Below are 16,446 nucleotides of genomic sequence, written 5' to 3' on the forward strand. Positions count from 1 at the left end.
GGACCGGTCTGCGCCGATCGCCGGCCGCGGTTCGCAACCGTGGCCGCCATGAGGCTCGACCCGATCACCGATGGCGAGTTGCCCGCCCTGATTGCCCAGATCGAGGTGGAGTACGCACGCCAGAAGGTCGAGCAGGGCGGATGGCCGGTCGAGGAGGCGAGGAAGGCCGCCATCGAGGAGACCGCCGAGTCGTTCCCCGAGGGGCGACCACTGCCGGGCCACGAGGTGTACCTGATCCGCGACGACCACGAGGCCCCCGACGCCGAGCCGTCGGGGCTCCTGTGGGTGGGCGCCCTGCAGTCACGACCTCGCACCTTCTTCATCTACGACCTGCTGATCAGGCCCGAGGCCCGCGGACGCGGCTGGGGTCGGGCGGCGATGGAGTTCGCCGAGCAGCGGGACAGCGCCCGCAACTGCAACGTGATCAGGCTGCACGTCTTCGGCGGCAACACCCGGGCCCTGGACCTGTACCGGAGCATGGGCTACGAGGCGACCGACCTCTACCTCGACACACCGCTCGACCCCGCGACCTGAGACGCGCCGGGCCGCCAGAGCGTCGTTGACTAGGCTGCCCTGCATGACTACTCCCACCCTCGCCGTCATCGGTGGCGACTACATCGGCCCCGAGGTCACCGCCGAGGCGATCAAGGTGCTCAAGGCTGCCGTCGGCGAGCAGGCCTTCGAGATCGTCGAGCACGACCTGGGTGCGCAGCGCTGGCAGCGCACCGGCGAGGTGCTGCCCGACAGCGTGATCGAGGAACTCAGGGGAGTCGACGCGATCCTGCTCGGCGCGGTCGGTGCGGCCCCCGGCGACAAGGCGATCCCGTCGGGTCTGCTGGAACGCGGCCTGCTGCTCAAGCTGCGGTTCGCACTCGACCACGCGGTCAACCTGCGTCCGTCCAAGCTGTACCCGGGCGTGGCGTCGCCGCTGAGCGAGAGCGTCGTGGCGGGCAAGCCGATCGACTTCGTCGTGGTCCGCGAGGGCACCGAGGGCCTCTACTGCGGCAACGGCGGCGCGGTGCGCGTGGGCACGCCCCACGAGATCGCCACCGAGGTCAGCATCAACACTGCGTTCGGGGTCGAGCGGGTCGTTCGTGACGCCTACGAGCGGGCCATGCGCCGCCGCAAGCACCTCACCCTGCTGCACAAGCACAACGTGCTGGTCAACGCCGGCCAGCTCTGGAACCGGCTCTTCGAGCAGGTCGGTGAGGAGTACCCCGAGGTCACCCGCGACTACCAGCACATCGACGCCGCGATGATCCACCTCACCAAGGACCCTTCGCGCTTCGACGTGATCGTGACCGACAACCTGTTCGGCGACATCGTCACCGACCTGGCCGCGTCGGTGACCGGTGGCATCGGCCTGGCCGCCAGCGGCAACATCAACCCCAGCCGCGAGTACCCGAGCATGTTCGAGCCGGTGCACGGCTCGGCCCCCGACATCGCGGGCACCGGCAAGGCCGACCCGACAGCGGCGATCTCGTCGGTCGCGCTGATGCTCGACCACCTGGGACGAGCCGACGACGCCCGCCGGGTCGAGGCCGCGGTCGAGACCGACATCGCCTCACGCAGCGCCGGCGACGTGCGCCGGATCGAGGGCTCGCAGGGCTACCGCACCACGGTCGAGATCGGCGACGCGATCGCTGCAGCGCTCTAGGGTCTGCGACTCGTCCCAGCGCAGTAACGTGGGCGGCATGCCGCTCAATCCCCTGTTCGCCGCCCGTGAGGCCGAGGCCGCTGCGCTCGGCCCCAACGCCCTGCCCGCCGATGTCGAAGCCATCACGGGTCGTCCTTACGGCCCCGGCGTCGAGGCTGAACTCGACGTCCGGGAGCGCTCGATCGACGGACCACACGGCCCGATCCCGCTGCGGATCTACTCCCACCCCAGCGTCACCGCGGGAGCCAACCGTCCCGGCCTGGTCTGGTGCCACGGCGGCGCCTTCATGTTCGGCGACCTGGACATGCCCGAGGCTGACCAGACCTCCCGCGGCATCGCCGACAGGCTGCAGGGAGTCGTCGTCTCGGTCGACTACCGGCTGACCGGTGGGGACGACCCACCGTTGCAGCCGCCGGTGCCCGAGAGCCTGCCCAACCAGTACCCGGTCGGCCACGACGACGTGCACGCAGCCTGGCTCTGGGTGGTCGCACACGCCCATGAACTCGGCCTCGACCCGGATCGGATCGCGTTCGGGGGTGCTTCTGCCGGCGCGAACCTGAGCGCGGGTGCCGTCGTCCGGTTGCGGGACGAGGGTGGACCCCTCCCCCACGCCTGGCTGCCGATCTACCCGGCGGTGCACGTGGCCAGCCCCGAACGTTCGGACGAACTCGCGGCCGACCTGGCCGAGCACAACTCGGGCTTCACCCCTGAGGCGATGGCCTTCGTCGGCGAGTGTTACGGCGCAACGGCCGACGACCCCTACGGCTACATCGGCGAGCGCGACGACCTGCAGGGTCTGCCACGCTGCCTGGTGATCAACGACCAGTACGACGAACTGCGCGGCTCGGGCGAGGCGCTGGCGCGCTCACTGGAGCAGGCCGGTGTCGAGGTGACCTGCGAGACCGCGGAGGGCATGAAGCACGGTCACCTCAACCTGCTCGGTCACCCGGTGACGATGGCCACCCTCGACCGGATGGCCCAGTTCATCGCTGACTGATCATCGACGAACCGGGCCATTCGGACTGGGTCACTTGAGCTGCGTCACTTGACGGGGCCGGTGACCGTGGGGGCGGACGGGTCGGCCTGACCCGCGACAGCCTCCTCGGCCTTGTCCTGGTAGCGCTCGAGCAGCTTCGACAGGTCCACCCCGGTGGTGTTCTTGATCAGCTCCATGGTCTGCACCACGTTGTTGGTGACCTGCTTGGGCACCGAGCTGGCGCCGTCGGTCGAGATCACCGTGAGCTTGTCGATGCCGGCCATCGGGGCGGCCACCTTCTCGGCGACCTGCGGCAGCACTTCGACCAGCATCTGCAGCACGGCGGCCTCGTTGTAGCGGGCGAACGCCTCTGCGCGCTTGTTCATCGCGGCGGCCTCGGCCTCACCGACGGCGAGCACGGCGGACGCCTTGGCCTCGCCCTCGGCCCGGACGGCCTCGGCCTCGGCGATACGGCGGGCCTTCTCGGCCTCACCACGACGGGCACCCTCGATCGCCTCGGCCTCGGCCAGGGCGGTACGGCGGGACTTGTCGCCCTCACCGGTGAGCCGTGCGGTCTCGGCGTCGGCCTGGGCGCGCGCGATTGCGGCGGCCTTGCTGGCGTCGGCCTGGAAGATCTCGGAGTTGCGACGGGCCTCGGCCTCGGTCTCCATGCGGTACCGCTCGGCGTCGGCGGGCTTGCGCACCTCGGTGTCGAGCTGGCGGTCCTTCAGGGCGGCCTGGCGCACAGCCACCTTCTCCTGCTCGGTGAGGATGGCCTGGTCACGGTCGGCCTGGGCCAGCGGTCCGGCGGCTGCGGCCTGCGCGGCGGCGGCGTCGGTCTCGGCCTTGATCTCGGCCTGCTTCAGCATCAGCTGACGCTGCGAGACCAGGATCTGCTGCTCAGCGGCCAGTCGCGCCTGCTCGGCCTCCTGGCGTGCGTTCGACTCGGCGACCGAGGCGATCTGCTGCACCTTGGCAGCCTCGGGACGACCGAGGTCGGACAGGTAGGACCCGTCGTCGGTGATGTCCTGGATCTGGAAGGTGTCGAGCACCAGGCCCTGACCGGTCAGCGACGACTCCGACTCGTCGGCCACCCGCTGGGCGAAGGCAGCACGGTCACGAATGATCTGCTCGACCGACAGCGAACCGACGATCGAACGCAGCGAACCCGCCAGCGTCTCCTGGGTGAAGGTCTCGATCTCCTCCTGCTGGGTGAGGAAGCGCTGGGCGGCGGCCCGGATCGAGTCCTCGTTGCCACCGACCTTGACGATGGCGACACCGTCGAGGTTCAGCTTGATGCCCTGGCCCGAGACGGCGCCTCGGATCTGCACCATGATGCGGCGGCTGGACAGGTCGAGCACGTGGCGGCGCTGCACGAACGGAAGCACGAACACGCCACCGCCCATGACCACCTTCTGGCCGGACAGATCGGTGGAGACCACCCCGGTCTCGAGGTTGCGCACCTCCTTGCCCTTGCGGCCGGTGACGATGTAGGCCTCGTTGGGACCGGCCACCTTGTAGCGGCTGATCACCAGCAGGACGGCGAGCACGACCACGGCCACCAGGCCGATGATCGCGATCGCGACGGACGAGATGTCGGGCATGGGCGCGGTTCTCCCTCGTGTTCGTGCGGTTCTTTGCGTGTGGTTCTGTTCGTGCTGTGCTGGTCGTGCGGGTCAGGACTCGATGGCCCCAGGGGCGAAGGCTGAGTCGAGGGGGTCGCTGTCGCGCACCTCGACCGCGGTGGGTGAGACGACACCGCTCACCCAGACCCGTTGCCCGGTCTCGAGGGCGGCCTCGGAGCGGGCGTTGAGCTTGAGTTGTTGTCCGTGGGCGCGGATGCGGACCTCGCCGAATCCTCCTGCCGGGATGCTGGAGAGCACCACACCCTCCAACCCCACGAGGTTCGACGTCCTGACGGTGCCCGCCGTTCCGCCGGTCTTGAGCGCGCGGGTGAGCCTGGCGACCAGCCACGCGATCACCGCACCCACCAGCACACCGGCGAGCACCCCGAGCCAGGTCTGCCCGGTCAGTGACTCGACCAGCGCCGCACCGAAGCCGAACGCCCCGGCGAAGCCGGCCAGGGCGGCGATCGAGAACAGGTCAGCGCCGAAGTCCCAGTCGTGGCCGAAGTCGACGTCACCGATGTCTCCGATGACCAGCGACAACAGCAGGACCAGCGCGCCGATGACGCCGATCACCATGAAGACCACGCTGGTTCCCCCTTTGGGGACAGTCTACTGGTGGGCCGGACCAGCCCGGAAGACGCCAGCGCGCCGCCCACCGGGGTGGACGACGCGCTGGTCAGGTCGTGCGACAGGGCGGCTGCTCAGCGAGCGGCGGTGCCCTCGACGTAGTCGGAGTCGGAGCTCTTGACCCAGGCCATCAGCTGGCGCAGTTCGCGTCCGGTCTTCTCGATCGGGTGCTGCTCGCCCTCGGCGCGCAGACGCTTGAACTCCGGGGCGCCGGCGTCTTGGTCGTCGATGAACCGCTTGGCGAAGGCGCCCGACTGCACGTCGGCCAGCACTGCCTGCATGTTCTGCTTGACGTGGTCGTCGATCACCCGCGGGCCCGAGACGTAGTCACCGAACTCGGCGGTGTCGGAGATGCTCCAGCGCTGCTTGGCGATGCCACCCTCGTACATCAGGTCGACGATCAGCTTCAGCTCGTGCAGGCACTCGAAGTAGGCCACCTCGGGCTGGTAGCCGGCCTCGGTGAGCACCTCGAAACCGGTCTGGATCAGCTTGGACGCGCCACCGCAGAGCACGGCCTGCTCACCGAACAGGTCGGTCTCGCACTCCTCGGTGAAGGTGGTCTTGATGCCGCCGGCGCGCAGGCCTCCGATCGCCTTGGCGTAGCTCAGTGTGAGGTCCCAGGCCTTGCCCGAGGCGTCCTTCTCGACAGCCACGATCACCGGCACGCCTCGTCCGTCGGCGTACTCGCGGCGCACCAGGTGGCCGGGGCCCTTGGGCGCGACCATGCACACGTCGACACCCTCGGGGGCGGTGATGTAGCCGAAGCGGATGTTGAAGCCGTGGGCGAAGAACAGCGCGTCGCCGGGCACCAGGTGGGGCTCGATCTGCTCGGCGTAGAGCTTGCGCTGGGTCTGGTCGGGGGTGAGGATCATGATCACGTCGGCCTCTTCGACCGCCTCGGCCACGGTGAGCACCCGCAGGCCCTCGGCCTCGGCCTTGGCCCGCGACTTGCTGCCCTCGCTCAGGCCGACGCGCACGTCGACACCGGAGTCGCGCAGGCTGAGCGCGTGGGCGTGGCCCTGCGAGCCGTAGCCGATGACGGCCACGCTGCGGCCCTGGATGATCGACAGGTCGGCGTCCTGGTCGTAGAACATTTCTGCCACGGGTTTCTCCTTGTGTTGGCGTGGTTCGGGTGGTGGTGGTCAGTCCTCGGCTGCGCGCCGAAGGTCCGAGCGGGTGCGGTCGGTGATCGATCGGGCGCCACGGCCCAGCGAGACCTGGCCCGACTGGACCAGTTCGAGGATGCCGAATGGCTCGAGCATCGAGATCAGGGCGCTGATCTTGTCACGGCTGCCGGTGGCCTCGACCGTGATCGAGTCGTGGCTGACGTCGACCGCCTTGCCGCGGAACAGGCTGACGGTGTCGATGATCTGGCTGCGGTGGTCGGAGTCAGAACGCACCTTGATCAGCGCCATCATCCGCTGCACGGCGTTGTCCTCGAGTTCGATGACCTTGAGCACCTCGATCAGCTTGTTGAGCTGCTTGACGATCTGCTCCAGGGCGATCTCGTCGTCCACGGTGGCCACGACGGTCATTCGCGACAGTTCGGGCTTCTCGGTGACGCCGACGGTCAGCGACTCGATGTTGAAGCCACGCCGCGAGAACAGACCCGCGATCCGGGTCAGCACGCCTGGCCGGTTGTAGACCAGCACGCTCAGGGTGTGGGTGCTCACAGCACCTCCTCCTCCCACTCGGGCGCGAGGTCGCGCGCGATCTTGATCTCGTCATTGCTGGTGCCGGCGGCCACCATCGGCCACACCATGGCGTCCTTGTGGACGACGAACTCGACCACCACCGGACGATCGTTGATCGCCATGGCCTGGTTGATCACCTCGTCGACCTCGTCGACGGTCTCGGCGCGCAGCCCGACCGCGCCCATCGCCTCGGCGAGCTTGGGGAAGTCGGGGATGCGGCGCGACTGCAGGTCGGTGTTGGAGTAGCGGCCCTCGTAGAACAGCGTCTGCCACTGTCGGACCATGCCCAGCGACTCGTTGTTGATCACCGCGATCTTGACCGGGATGTCGTTGAGCGCACAGGTGACCAACTCCTGGTTGGTCATCTGGAAGCACCCGTCACCATCGATCCCCCACACCACGGCATCGGGTTGGCCGACCTTGGCGCCCATGGCCGCAGGGACGCAGTAGCCCATCGTCCCCAGTCCGCCTGAGTTGAGCCACTTGTCGGGGCGCTCGAAGGGCAGGAAGTGGGCAGCCCACATCTGGTGCTGACCGACACCGGCGGCGAAGATCGTCTCGGGTCCGCTGATCTCGCCGAGTCGGCGGATCACGTACTGCGGCGACAGCGATCCGTCCTCGGTCTGGTCGTCGAAGCGGGTCGGGTAGCGACGCTTCAGGCTGTCGACCCAGGTCTGCCACGCGGTCAGGTCTGTGCGCTGCAGGTCTTGGCTGGCGGTGATCAGGCCCTCGAGCACGGCCTTGGCGTCACCCACGATGGGCAGGTCGGCAACCCTGTTCTTGCTGATCTCGGCCGGGTCGATGTCGGCGTGGATCACCTTGGCCAGCGGCGCGAAGCTGTCCAGACGTCCGGTCACCCGGTCGTCGAACCGGGTGCCGATCGCGATCAGCAGGTCGCTGCGCTGGATGGCGCCGACGGCGGCCACCGCACCGTGCATGCCGGGCATGCCGAGGGCCAGGTCGTGGCTGTCGGGGAACGCGCCACGCGCCATCAACGTGGTGACCACCGGGATGCCGGTCATCTCGACAAAGGTCTTGAGTTCCTCAGATGCCCGCGCCTTGAGCACACCACCGCCGATGTAGAGCACCGGGCGCTCTGCCTCGGCGATCATCTTCGCGGCCTGGCGCACCTGGCCCAGGTGCGGACGCACGGTCGGACGGTAGCTGGCCATCTTGACCTGAGCCGGCCACACGAAGCGAGCGGAGTCGACCAGGGCGTCCTTGGAGATGTCGACCAGCACCGGTCCCGGACGACCGGTGGAGGCGATGTGAAAGGCCTCCTTGATCGCCTTGGGAATGTCCTCGGTGCGGGTGATCAGGTAGTTGTGCTTGGTCACCGGCATCGTGATGCCGCGGATGTCGGCCTCCTGGAAGGCGTCGGTGCCGATGAACGAGGAGTTCACCTGTCCGGTGATCGCCACGATCGGCACCGAGTCCATGTAGGCATCGGCCAGCGGGGTGACCAGGTTGGTGGCACCGGGGCCAGAAGTGGCGATGCAGACGCCCACGCGGCCAGTGGCGACGGCATAGCCCTCGGCAGCGTGACCGGCCCCCTGCTCGTGGCGCACCAGGATGTGGCGCACCTTCGAATCGTAGAGCGGGTCGTAGGCGGGCAGGATCGCCCCTCCCGGGATCCCGAAGACTACGTCGACACCCATCCGCTCGAGCGAGGCAACGAGTGCCTGCGCACCAGTCATCGTCGTCGGGGCCGTGGGCGTTTCGCCTGCCATGGTCTCGTCCTTCGTCTTGAGGTGGTCCGTGCAACAAAAAACCCCCGCCGCCAGGGATGGCACACGAGGGAGCGCTGGGTCGAGGGACGACTCAGCGCGATGTGACTACGAGAAGGGACTGCTGCACGTCTCCACCATGTCGTCATCCAACCCCAGTCGTCAAGACCGACCCGCTCGGGTTCCACATCATGGACGACGACCTGCACCCCAGGTCACTGGGCCCCACATGGCGTTGGCCGCCCCGCGAGTGCGGGACGGCCAACGCCGATCTGGTGCGGACGAGCGATCAGGCCTCGTCGCGGTCGCGAACACCGTCGCGGTCACGGTCGACAACCACGTTGTCGCGGGCGGCAACCGGGGCGCGCTTGGCCAGGTTCAGGAAGGCCCAGCCGTACAGCAGGTTCATCAGGCCCAGGCCCATGACCAGGGCGGCCACGCCGTAGGTGATGACCGAGCTGAACAGCGAGGTACGCAGGAAGGCGCCGTTCATGTTGCTGGTACGAGCGGCGGTCCACTTGTCCAGCTCCTCCTTGAGGGCCTTGAGCTCGGGATCGCCCTCGATCTTGCCGACGACGGCCGGATCGGTGCTGTTGAGGTCCTCGACACCGAGTTCCTTGGCCTTGTTGCGCACGCGGGTCTGCTCGGCGCCGAGCTCGGCGTAGGTCTTGTTCTCACTGCTGCGGAGCGCGTGCTCCTTGATGATCTCGGCCTGCCCGAAGGCGGTGATCGGGCCATTGACCTTCTTGCCGGCGACCGGCATGCCGAGCACGGGCTTGGCATCGCCGGGGACGGTGATGCGCTCGTCCTTGAGCTGCGAGGAGACGATGCCCCAGGTGATGGCGCCGGCGATCAGCATGACGAGACCGGCGATGAGGGAGATGATGCCAACGATCTTGGCGGGCTTTGCACTCATGCGAGGGCAACCTTTCTGGGTTTGACGGCACCCAAACGGGGGGACTGGCTCAACGACACGGGGTGGCCGCTGACCCGAGGAAACGCTACGGCAGTGGTCCATCGCTGAACTGTGCGGGGGTACACAATCAAGCGATCAACAACCGCCTCACGTGACATGACGGCGGCCACCGCAGAGATCCATGACTATGGCCGCTTCGATCGGTGGACTCCACAACGATTCACCTGAGGAATGGGCGACGCCGCGCAGCCGCCATCAGCAACACATCAGGCTGGTGGGACCCGGCAGTTCAACCAGTGATCCGTGCCAGCACGGCCGCAGCATCGTCCTTGTCGAGATCAGCGACCTCGCGCGGCAGCAGGTGCACGTGCAGGTGGTCGACGGTCTGGCCCGCCGACTCACCACAGTTGACGACGGCGTTGATGCCGGTGGCCCCCAGTCGCTCCAGCAGCACTGCGGCTACGGACGAGACGGTCGGGGCCACCTCGGCGAGAGCCATGGGATCGTCCACCAGGTCGGCCACGTGGCGGCGCGAGAGCACGAGCGTGTGCCCGGGCTCCTCGGGCGACAGGTCGAGGATCGCCACCGCGTGCTCGTCGCTGTGCACCACCGAGGCGGGCAGTTCGCCCGCGACGATTCGACAGAAGACGCAGGCCTGCTGTTCGCTCACGGCTGACCCCCACGAACGACGTGGTCGAGCGGACGGCCCTGCGCCCAAGCCTCGACCTGGGAGCGCAGCAGGGCATCACGGCGAGGCTCGAAGGCATTGGTGTAGCCACCGACGTGGGGACTGATCAGCACGTTGGGCTGGCTCCACAGGCCATGATCGGCTGGCAGCGGCTCGGGGTCGGTGACGTCGAGGGCGGCATGCAGCCGACCGCTGCTGACCTCGGCCAGCAGCGCCTCGGTGTCGACGATGGGGCCTCGTCCGACGTTGACCAGCAGGGCCCCGTCGGGCAGGTGCGCGAGCATCTGGGCGTCGAACAGGCCTCGGGTGTCGTCGGTCAGCGGCAGGATGATGATGCAGACGTCGGTCTCGGCGAGCACCTGGGGCAGGTCGCTCACCGGGCGCACCTCGGGGTCGGTGCGCGGGGTGCGGGCGACGCGGGTGATCGAGGTGGCGTCGAAGCCCTCGATCCGACGCTCGATCGCCTTGCCGATCTTGCCGTAGCCGACGATGGTCACCCGGCGGTAGGCCAGTCCGGTGCCCCACTGCCCCTTCCACGTGCCGGTGGTCATGTTGCGGGCGAAGTCGTCCAAGTGGCGCGCGTGGGCGAGGGTCAGCGCGACGGCGAGTTCGGCGGTGGCCGAGTCGTGGATGCCCCCGCCGTTGCACAGCAGCACACCCTCGGGCAGTTCGGGCACGTTGTCGTAGCCGGCGCTCTGCATCTGGACGACCTCGAGGCCGCTGAGGCGTGAGGGGTCGTCGAGCAGGCTCGGGCTGCTCATGTAGGGCATGACCAGGAAGTTCACCTCGGCCGGGTCGGCCGGGGGCTCGTCGACCTTCGTGTAGCTGCGGTAGGTGACGCCCTCGTGCTCGCCGAGGATGCTGCAGGCCTCGTCGGCATCGGCATAGGGGACCCAGGCGATGCGGCTCACTTCGTGACTCCTTCGTGGTCGGGACGACGAACCTCGATGCCGGCCTCGGCGAGCCGGTCCTTCAGCTGACCGATCGGCACGTGGCCGGAGTGGAACACCGAGGCCGCCAGGGCGGCGTCGACGTCGGCCTCACGGAAGACGTCGACGAAGTGCTCGATCTCACCAGCCCCACCCGAGGCGACCAGGGGGACTCGACAGATCTCGCGGACCGCCGACAGCTGCTCCAGGTCATAGCCTGCCCGCACACCGTCGCTGCCCATGCAGTTGAGCACGATCTCGCCGGCACCCAGGTCCTGGACGCGCTGCACCCAGTCGAGCGTGGTGACCTCGAGCGCCTTGGTGGCGTCAGGTCGTCCGGTGAACTGGCGGATCCGCCAGATCCCGTCGGGGTCGCGCAGCGAGTCGACACCGACCACGACGCACTGCACACCGAAGGCTTCGGCCAGTTCGGTGACCAGTTCGGGGCGCTGGGTGGCGGGGGTGTTGACCGACACCTTGTCGGCGCCGGCGTGCAGCACCTCCCGGGCGGTCTCGCCCGAGGTGATGCCGCCGGCGACACAGAACGGGATGTCGAGGGTGCGGGCGACGCGGCGCACCCACTCGATGTCGGGACCGCGACCATCGGGTGAGGCGGTGATGTCGTAGAAGACCAGCTCATCGGCGCCCTCGGCGCGGTAGCGGGTGGCCAGGTCGACGATGTCGCCCATGTCGACGTGGTTGCGGAACTGCGTGCCCTTGACCACCCGCCCGTCCTGCACGTCGAGGCAGGGGATGATCCGCTTGGCGAGGCGGCTGGTCGGGTTCGCGGTCACGGGGTCTCCTGGATCGACGGTGAGAGGAAGTTGGCGAGCAACCGGGCGCCGACGTCGGCCGACTTCTCGGGATGGAACTGGGCACCCCAGACCCGACCGTCACCAACGACCGCCGAGAACTCGACGCCGTGGGTGGTGGTGGCCAGGGTGGCTTCTCCGAGCTCTGCGACATAGGAGTGGACGAAGTAGGCGCGCTGACCGCTGGACAGGCCGGCCAACAGCGGGGCCTGGGTTCGGTGCAGGTCGAGGATGTTCCAGCCCATGTGCGGCACGCGAAGGCCCGGGACCGCAGGGATGCGGCGGACCCGTCCGGGCAGGAAGCCGAGCAGGTCGACGCCGCCGTCCTCCTCGGAGTGCTCGAACAACAACTGCATGCCCAGGCAGACGCCCAGCACAGGTGCAGTGACCTCGCGCAGCACCTCGACCAGACCGAGTTCTCGCAGCCTGGCCATGCCGGCGGCAGCGGCACCGACACCGGGCAGGATCACCCGGTCGGCGGACAGGATCTCGTCCGGGTCGGCGGTCAGTGACGCGTGCGATCCCAGCCGTTCGATGGCGTGGGCGACCGAGGCGATGTTGGTGCCACCCGAGTCGACCAGGGCCACGCGGGCGCCGGGTTCGGGACGCTGCGGGGTGGACATGCGCCCAGACTATCGAGCGGCCACAGCGTCAGGATCGGCTCGTCCCAGCCGACGGTCAACCCGCAGGCCCACTCGAGCGTGGTACGGGTGGAGGATCAGGCCATGAGCGCGGTGCGGGGTTTCACCAGAGTGCAGCGGTTCACCACCGTGGTAGTGCTGGCTCTCGCCCTCGCAGGTTGCGCCAGTGACAGTGCGCTGACGCCACCGCCGACGTCGACCCCGGCGGTGCACCAGCCTCCGAGCCCGGCACCGTCGTCTCCAGCACACTCGTCGTCGCTGCCGGTGTCGTACCCACCGTCGACCCCAGCCTCACCGTCCTCGCAGACGTCGGTCAGCACTCCCCCGGCGAGCACGACTCCGCCGCCGGCCACCACATCGTCCTGCCATGTGCCGACATCGCTGCTCGGACGTGACCTGCAGACCCTCGGTACCCAGCGCAAGGTGGTGGCGCTCACCTTCGACGCCGGTGGCAGCGACGCGGGCGTGGCGCGGATCCTGGCGACGCTCCAGCGTGAGGGTGTGCCGGCCACCTTCTTCCTCACCGGTGACTTCGTCGACGTCTTCCCCACGAGCGCGAAGGCGATGGCGTCCTGGGGACCGGTGGGCAACCACACCCAGAACCATCCCGACCTGACGACCTTGGGTGACTCGGGTGTCCGCACGGAGTTGCGCAGCGCAGCGACCCGGATCCGTGCGGTCACCGGTCAGGATCCTCAGCCGCTGTTCCGGTTCCCGTTCGGCGCGGTCGACCAGCGCACCATCGCCCTGGTCAACGACGAGTGCTACGTGCCGTTCCGCTGGAGCGTCGACACGCTGGGGTGGAAGGGCACCTCCGGCGGACAGTCCGTGCAGAGCGTCACCAGCCGGGTCCTCGCCAACGCCCAACCCGGCCAGATCGTGCTGATGCACGTGGGGGCCAACCCCGACGACGGTTCGGTCCTCGATGCGGACGCGCTGCCGGGCATCATCGCCGGACTACAAGCGTTGGGATACACCTTCGTGACCCTGGAGGCCGCCCTCGATTGAGCCGCTAGTGTCGGCTCATGACCCACCACGAGATGGACGCCGACTTCGTCGCGCTGCCGTTGGACGACCTCGCCGACGCTGCGCTCGCCCGGGCAGCGGAGCTCGGCGCCAGCCACGCTGACGTGCGGATCGAGCGGCACCGCACCGCCACCACGGTGCTGCGCGACGCCGAGCTGGCGTCCTCGTCCGACTCGGTCGACCTCGGGATCAGCCTGCGCGTCGTGCACGCCGGGTCGTGGGGCTTCGCCGCCGGCATCACGTTGACCACGCAGGCCGCCCGCGACCTGGCCGACCAGGCGGTCGCGATGGCGAAGGTGTCGGCACCGCTCAACCCGCGCAGTGTGGAACTCGCCGACGAGCCTGTACACACCGGGGAATGGGTCTCGGCCTACGAGGTCAACCCGTTCGAGGTGCCGGAGCGTCAGCGCCTCGACCGGCTGGTCGAGCTCTCACGGGCACTCGGCGGGCAACCCGGCGTCACCCACACCGAGGCCCGGTTGATGGTGGTGCAGGAGAACAAGTTCTTCGCCAACCTGGCCGGCACCCGCACCCGGCAGCAGCGCGTCCGCGTGCACCCCGAACTCGAGGCCAGCAACGTCAGTGAGCGCGGCTACTCGTCCATGCGGACGATCGCACCGCCCGCCGGACGCGGCTGGGAGTACCTGACCGGCACCGGCTGGGACTTCGATCAGGAGATCGCCGAGATGGGTGGCCACCTGGCCGGCAATGTCGCCGCCCGCAGCGTCGAGGCCGGTCCGCTCGACCTGGTGATCGACCCGACCCAGCTGTTCCTGACCATCCACGAGTCGGTCGCCCACGCGACCGAGCTCGACCGGGCCCTGGGCTACGAGGCCGCCTATGCCGGCACCTCGTTCGCCACCTTCGACCAGCTCGGCAGCCTTCGCTACGGCAGCCCCGTGATGAACGTCACCGGCGACCGGGTCACCGAGCACGGCTTGGCCACCGTCGCCTGGGACGACGAAGGTGTCGGGGCGCAGACCTTCGACATCATCCGCGACGGCACCCTGGTCGGCTACCAGCTCAACCGGCAGATGGCCCATGAGCAGGCGCTGGGACGATCGAACGGCTGCGCCTTCGCCGACTCCGCCGGGCACCTCCCGCTGCAGCGGATGCCCAATGTCAGCCTGCAACCCAGCCCGGACGACATCTCGCTCGATGACCTGGTCTCCAAGGTCGACCGTGGCCTCTACGTGGTCGGCGACAAGTCGTGGTCGATCGACATGCAGCGCTACAACTTCCAGTTCACCGCGCAGCGGTTCCTGGTGATCGAGAACGGCCGCCTCACCGGGGAACAGGTGCGTGACGCGGCCTACCAGGCCACCACCACCGACTTCTGGGGTTCGATGGAGGCGGTCGGCGGCGAGCAGACGTGGCTGTTGTCGGGTGCCTTCAACTGCGGCAAGGGCCAGCCCGGCCAGGTCGCCGCGGTCAGTCACGGCGCCCCGGTGGCGCTGTTCCGCGAGGTCAACGTGCTCAACACCACCCAGGAAGGCGGCCAGTGATGTCGCACCTCGAACAGATCTCCCAGGTCAACGACTGGATCGAGCAGGCGCTGCAGACCGCCGACGGTCTGCCCGGCACCGAGCAGGGCTGCGTGGTGATCGTCAACGAGACCAGCCAGGTCAACCTGCGCTGGGCCAACAACCACCTGACCACCAACGGCATCATGCACTCGCGCACCGGGCAGGTCGTGGCGCTGGCCCAGGTGGACGACGGTGTGGCCGCGGGCTGCCTCGACGCACCCGTCGCCAGCGCAGACGACCTGGTCGCGTTGGTGCGGGCCGCTGCCCGGGCGGCAACCCAGACCCCGGCCGACCCCGACGCCATGCCCCTGGCCGACGGCGGCACCGATGACGACTTCGGTGCTGCTGCGGTGCCCACCTCGGTGGAGGTGTTCAGCGACCTCGCCGCCGGATTGGGTGCCGCGTTCGAGGCGGCCGGTGAGCACCACCTGTTCTTCGGGTTCGCCGAGCACACCTCGACCACCACCTGGCTGGGCACCACCGCCGGCACCCGCCGCCGTGCGGTCACCCGCCTGGGTCGGATGGAGCTGAACGCCAAGCACCCCGACATGATCGGCTCGGCCTGGGTCGGACGAGCGACCACCGACTTCAGCGACGTCGACATCGCCGCGTGCGTCGACGAGGTGCTGCAGAGGCTGGCCTGGTGTGAGAACCGGATCGAGTTGCCCGCGGGCTCCTACGAGACGATCCTGCCCGGCAGCGCGGTCGCCGACCTGCTGATCTACGCCTACTGGACTTCGTCGGGTCGAGACGCCCGCGAGGGACGCACCGTGTTCGCCGGCAAGGGTGGCACCACCCGGGTAGGTGAGCGACTGGCGACGCTGCCGGTCTCGATCTGGAGCGATCCGACCGCGGCCGGGCTCGAGCAGCCCGGGTTCGCCGTCACGGGTTCCTCACAAGCCGGCACGGCGTCGGTGTTCGACAACGGCCTCCCGGCGGCACGGGTGGACTGGCTGCGCGACGGCAGGCTCGTCCAGTTGATCGAGACCCGGGCCGAGCTGGCCAAGACCGGAGGCCCTGAGTCACCGCTGCCGTGGCCGACCGACAACCTGCTGGTCGACGCCGGCGGGACCGCGAGCCTGGACGAGATGATCGCCTCGACCAAGCGCGGACTGCTGCTGACCTGTCTGTGGTACATCCGCGAGGTCGACCCCGAGACGCTGTTGCTCACCGGCCTCACCCGCGATGGCGTCTACCTGGTCGAGGACGGCCGCGTGACCGGCATGGTGAACAACTTCCGCTGGAACGAGTCACCGATCTCGCTGCTGGGGCGCGCCACCGAGGCCTCGGTCGCCGAGAAGGTGCTCTGCCGGGAGTGGAACGACTGGTTCACCCTGACCAGCGCCCCGGCGCTGCGGGTGCCCGACTTCACCATGTCGACGGTGTCGAAGGCCTACTGATCCGCATGGACATCGCCCGACGGAGCGTGCTTGCCGGGATCGTCGTCGCGGCTGCGGCCTGCTCGCAGAAAGACGTGCCGGCGCCCTCACCGTCGGTCAGTGGATCGCCGACGGCCCCGGCGGCCCCCTCGCCATCACCGGCAACACCGTCAACGACGCCGACGCCCTCCCCGGGCACACCGGTCGCTGACATCCCACT

17 protein-coding genes are annotated in these 16,446 nt (G+C 68.9%); 6 read left to right on the forward strand and 11 right to left on the reverse strand.

What is annotated here, in order from left to right; all coding sequences use genetic code 11:
• Nucleotides 1–48 precede the first annotated feature (48 nt).
• The 3 genes from IE660_RS02145 to IE660_RS02155 are packed head-to-tail and all read left to right on the forward strand — an operon-like array spanning nt 49 to nt 2,654.
• Nucleotides 49–534: a GNAT family N-acetyltransferase gene (locus tag IE660_RS02145; protein WP_203566654.1), complete on the forward strand. Its 486-nt coding sequence runs from the start codon at nt 49–51 to the stop codon at nt 532–534.
• 43 nt (nt 535–577) lie between these two features.
• On the forward strand, nt 578–1,657 hold the full coding sequence (locus IE660_RS02150) for a 3-isopropylmalate dehydrogenase (RefSeq protein ID WP_203566655.1): 1,080 nt from the start codon (nt 578–580) through the stop codon (nt 1,655–1,657).
• Nucleotides 1,658–1,694: 37 nt separating this feature from the next.
• Nucleotides 1,695–2,654: an alpha/beta hydrolase gene (locus IE660_RS02155; protein WP_203566656.1), complete on the forward strand. Its 960-nt coding sequence runs from the start codon at nt 1,695–1,697 to the stop codon at nt 2,652–2,654.
• A 44-nt stretch (nt 2,655–2,698) separates the two neighbouring features.
• Here the strand turns inward: IE660_RS02155 and IE660_RS02160 are convergent, their stop codons facing one another.
• The 11 genes from IE660_RS02160 to IE660_RS16305 all read right to left on the reverse strand — a co-directional run bounded on the left by IE660_RS02160 (nt 2,699) and on the right by IE660_RS16305 (nt 12,648).
• Nucleotides 2,699–4,237 (reverse strand): flotillin family protein, encoded by a 1,539-nt coding sequence (locus IE660_RS02160; RefSeq protein ID WP_203566657.1) that lies wholly within the window; start codon nt 4,235–4,237, stop codon nt 2,699–2,701.
• A gap of 72 nt (nt 4,238–4,309) precedes the next feature.
• Nucleotides 4,310–4,846 (reverse strand): hypothetical protein, encoded by a 537-nt coding sequence (locus IE660_RS02165; RefSeq protein ID WP_203566658.1) that lies wholly within the window; start codon nt 4,844–4,846, stop codon nt 4,310–4,312.
• 116 nt (nt 4,847–4,962) lie between these two features.
• The gene (gene ilvC / locus IE660_RS02170) at nt 4,963–5,991 is read right to left on the reverse strand and encodes a ketol-acid reductoisomerase (RefSeq protein WP_328701801.1); all 1,029 of its coding nucleotides are present in this window, start codon (nt 5,989–5,991) and stop codon (nt 4,963–4,965) included.
• Nucleotides 5,992–6,030: 39 nt separating this feature from the next.
• Nucleotides 6,031–6,561, reverse strand: coding sequence for an acetolactate synthase small subunit (gene ilvN / locus IE660_RS02175; RefSeq protein WP_203566659.1), 531 nt, complete (start codon nt 6,559–6,561; stop codon nt 6,031–6,033).
• A complete protein-coding gene (locus IE660_RS02180; RefSeq protein ID WP_203566660.1) occupies nt 6,558–8,312 on the reverse strand; it encodes an acetolactate synthase large subunit in 1,755 nt (584 codons plus the stop codon). The genes ilvN and IE660_RS02180 overlap by 4 nt, the downstream gene beginning before the upstream one ends.
• Nucleotides 8,313–8,598: 286 nt before the next feature.
• Complete coding sequence (locus tag IE660_RS02185; RefSeq protein ID WP_203566661.1) at nt 8,599–9,225, reverse strand: hypothetical protein; 627 nt, start codon at nt 9,223–9,225, stop codon at nt 8,599–8,601.
• Between the two features lie 289 nt (nt 9,226–9,514).
• The gene (locus IE660_RS02190; protein ID WP_203566662.1) at nt 9,515–9,895 is read right to left on the reverse strand and encodes an HIT family protein; all 381 of its coding nucleotides are present in this window, start codon (nt 9,893–9,895) and stop codon (nt 9,515–9,517) included.
• Nucleotides 9,892–10,824 carry a 2-hydroxyacid dehydrogenase gene (locus tag IE660_RS15585; RefSeq protein ID WP_203566663.1) on the reverse strand — a complete coding sequence of 311 codons (933 nt, stop codon included), beginning with the start codon at nt 10,822–10,824 and terminating at the stop codon, nt 9,892–9,894. Before IE660_RS15585 ends, IE660_RS02190 begins: the two co-directional genes overlap by 4 nt.
• Complete coding sequence (gene hisF, locus IE660_RS02200) at nt 10,821–11,636, reverse strand: imidazole glycerol phosphate synthase subunit HisF (protein ID WP_203566664.1); 816 nt, start codon at nt 11,634–11,636, stop codon at nt 10,821–10,823. Before hisF ends, IE660_RS15585 begins: the two co-directional genes overlap by 4 nt.
• Complete coding sequence (gene hisH / locus IE660_RS02205; RefSeq protein ID WP_203566665.1) at nt 11,633–12,277, reverse strand: imidazole glycerol phosphate synthase subunit HisH; 645 nt, start codon at nt 12,275–12,277, stop codon at nt 11,633–11,635. The genes hisF and hisH overlap by 4 nt, the downstream gene beginning before the upstream one ends.
• A 95-nt stretch (nt 12,278–12,372) precedes the next feature.
• Nucleotides 12,373–12,648: a hypothetical protein gene (locus tag IE660_RS16305; RefSeq protein ID WP_203566666.1), complete on the reverse strand. Its 276-nt coding sequence runs from the start codon at nt 12,646–12,648 to the stop codon at nt 12,373–12,375.
• Between the two features lie 16 nt (nt 12,649–12,664).
• On the opposite strand from IE660_RS16305, the gene IE660_RS02215 reads away from it, so the two are divergent.
• From IE660_RS02215 to IE660_RS02225, 3 genes are read left to right on the forward strand one after another with little or no spacing between them, the layout of a single operon-like run.
• The gene (locus tag IE660_RS02215; RefSeq protein ID WP_203566667.1) at nt 12,665–13,303 is read left to right on the forward strand and encodes a polysaccharide deacetylase family protein; all 639 of its coding nucleotides are present in this window, start codon (nt 12,665–12,667) and stop codon (nt 13,301–13,303) included.
• Between the two features lie 17 nt (nt 13,304–13,320).
• Nucleotides 13,321–14,826, forward strand: coding sequence for a TldD/PmbA family protein (locus IE660_RS02220; RefSeq protein ID WP_203566668.1), 1,506 nt, complete (start codon nt 13,321–13,323; stop codon nt 14,824–14,826).
• Nucleotides 14,826–16,247 carry a metallopeptidase TldD-related protein gene (locus tag IE660_RS02225; protein ID WP_203566669.1) on the forward strand — a complete coding sequence of 474 codons (1,422 nt, stop codon included), beginning with the start codon at nt 14,826–14,828 and terminating at the stop codon, nt 16,245–16,247. Before IE660_RS02220 ends, IE660_RS02225 begins: the two co-directional genes overlap by 1 nt.
• Nucleotides 16,248–16,446: the final 199 nt, after the last annotated feature.

The sequence above is a fragment of the Aestuariimicrobium ganziense genome, assembly GCF_015352975.1.
Classification (GTDB): Bacteria; Actinomycetota; Actinomycetes; order Propionibacteriales; family Propionibacteriaceae; genus Aestuariimicrobium; species Aestuariimicrobium ganziense.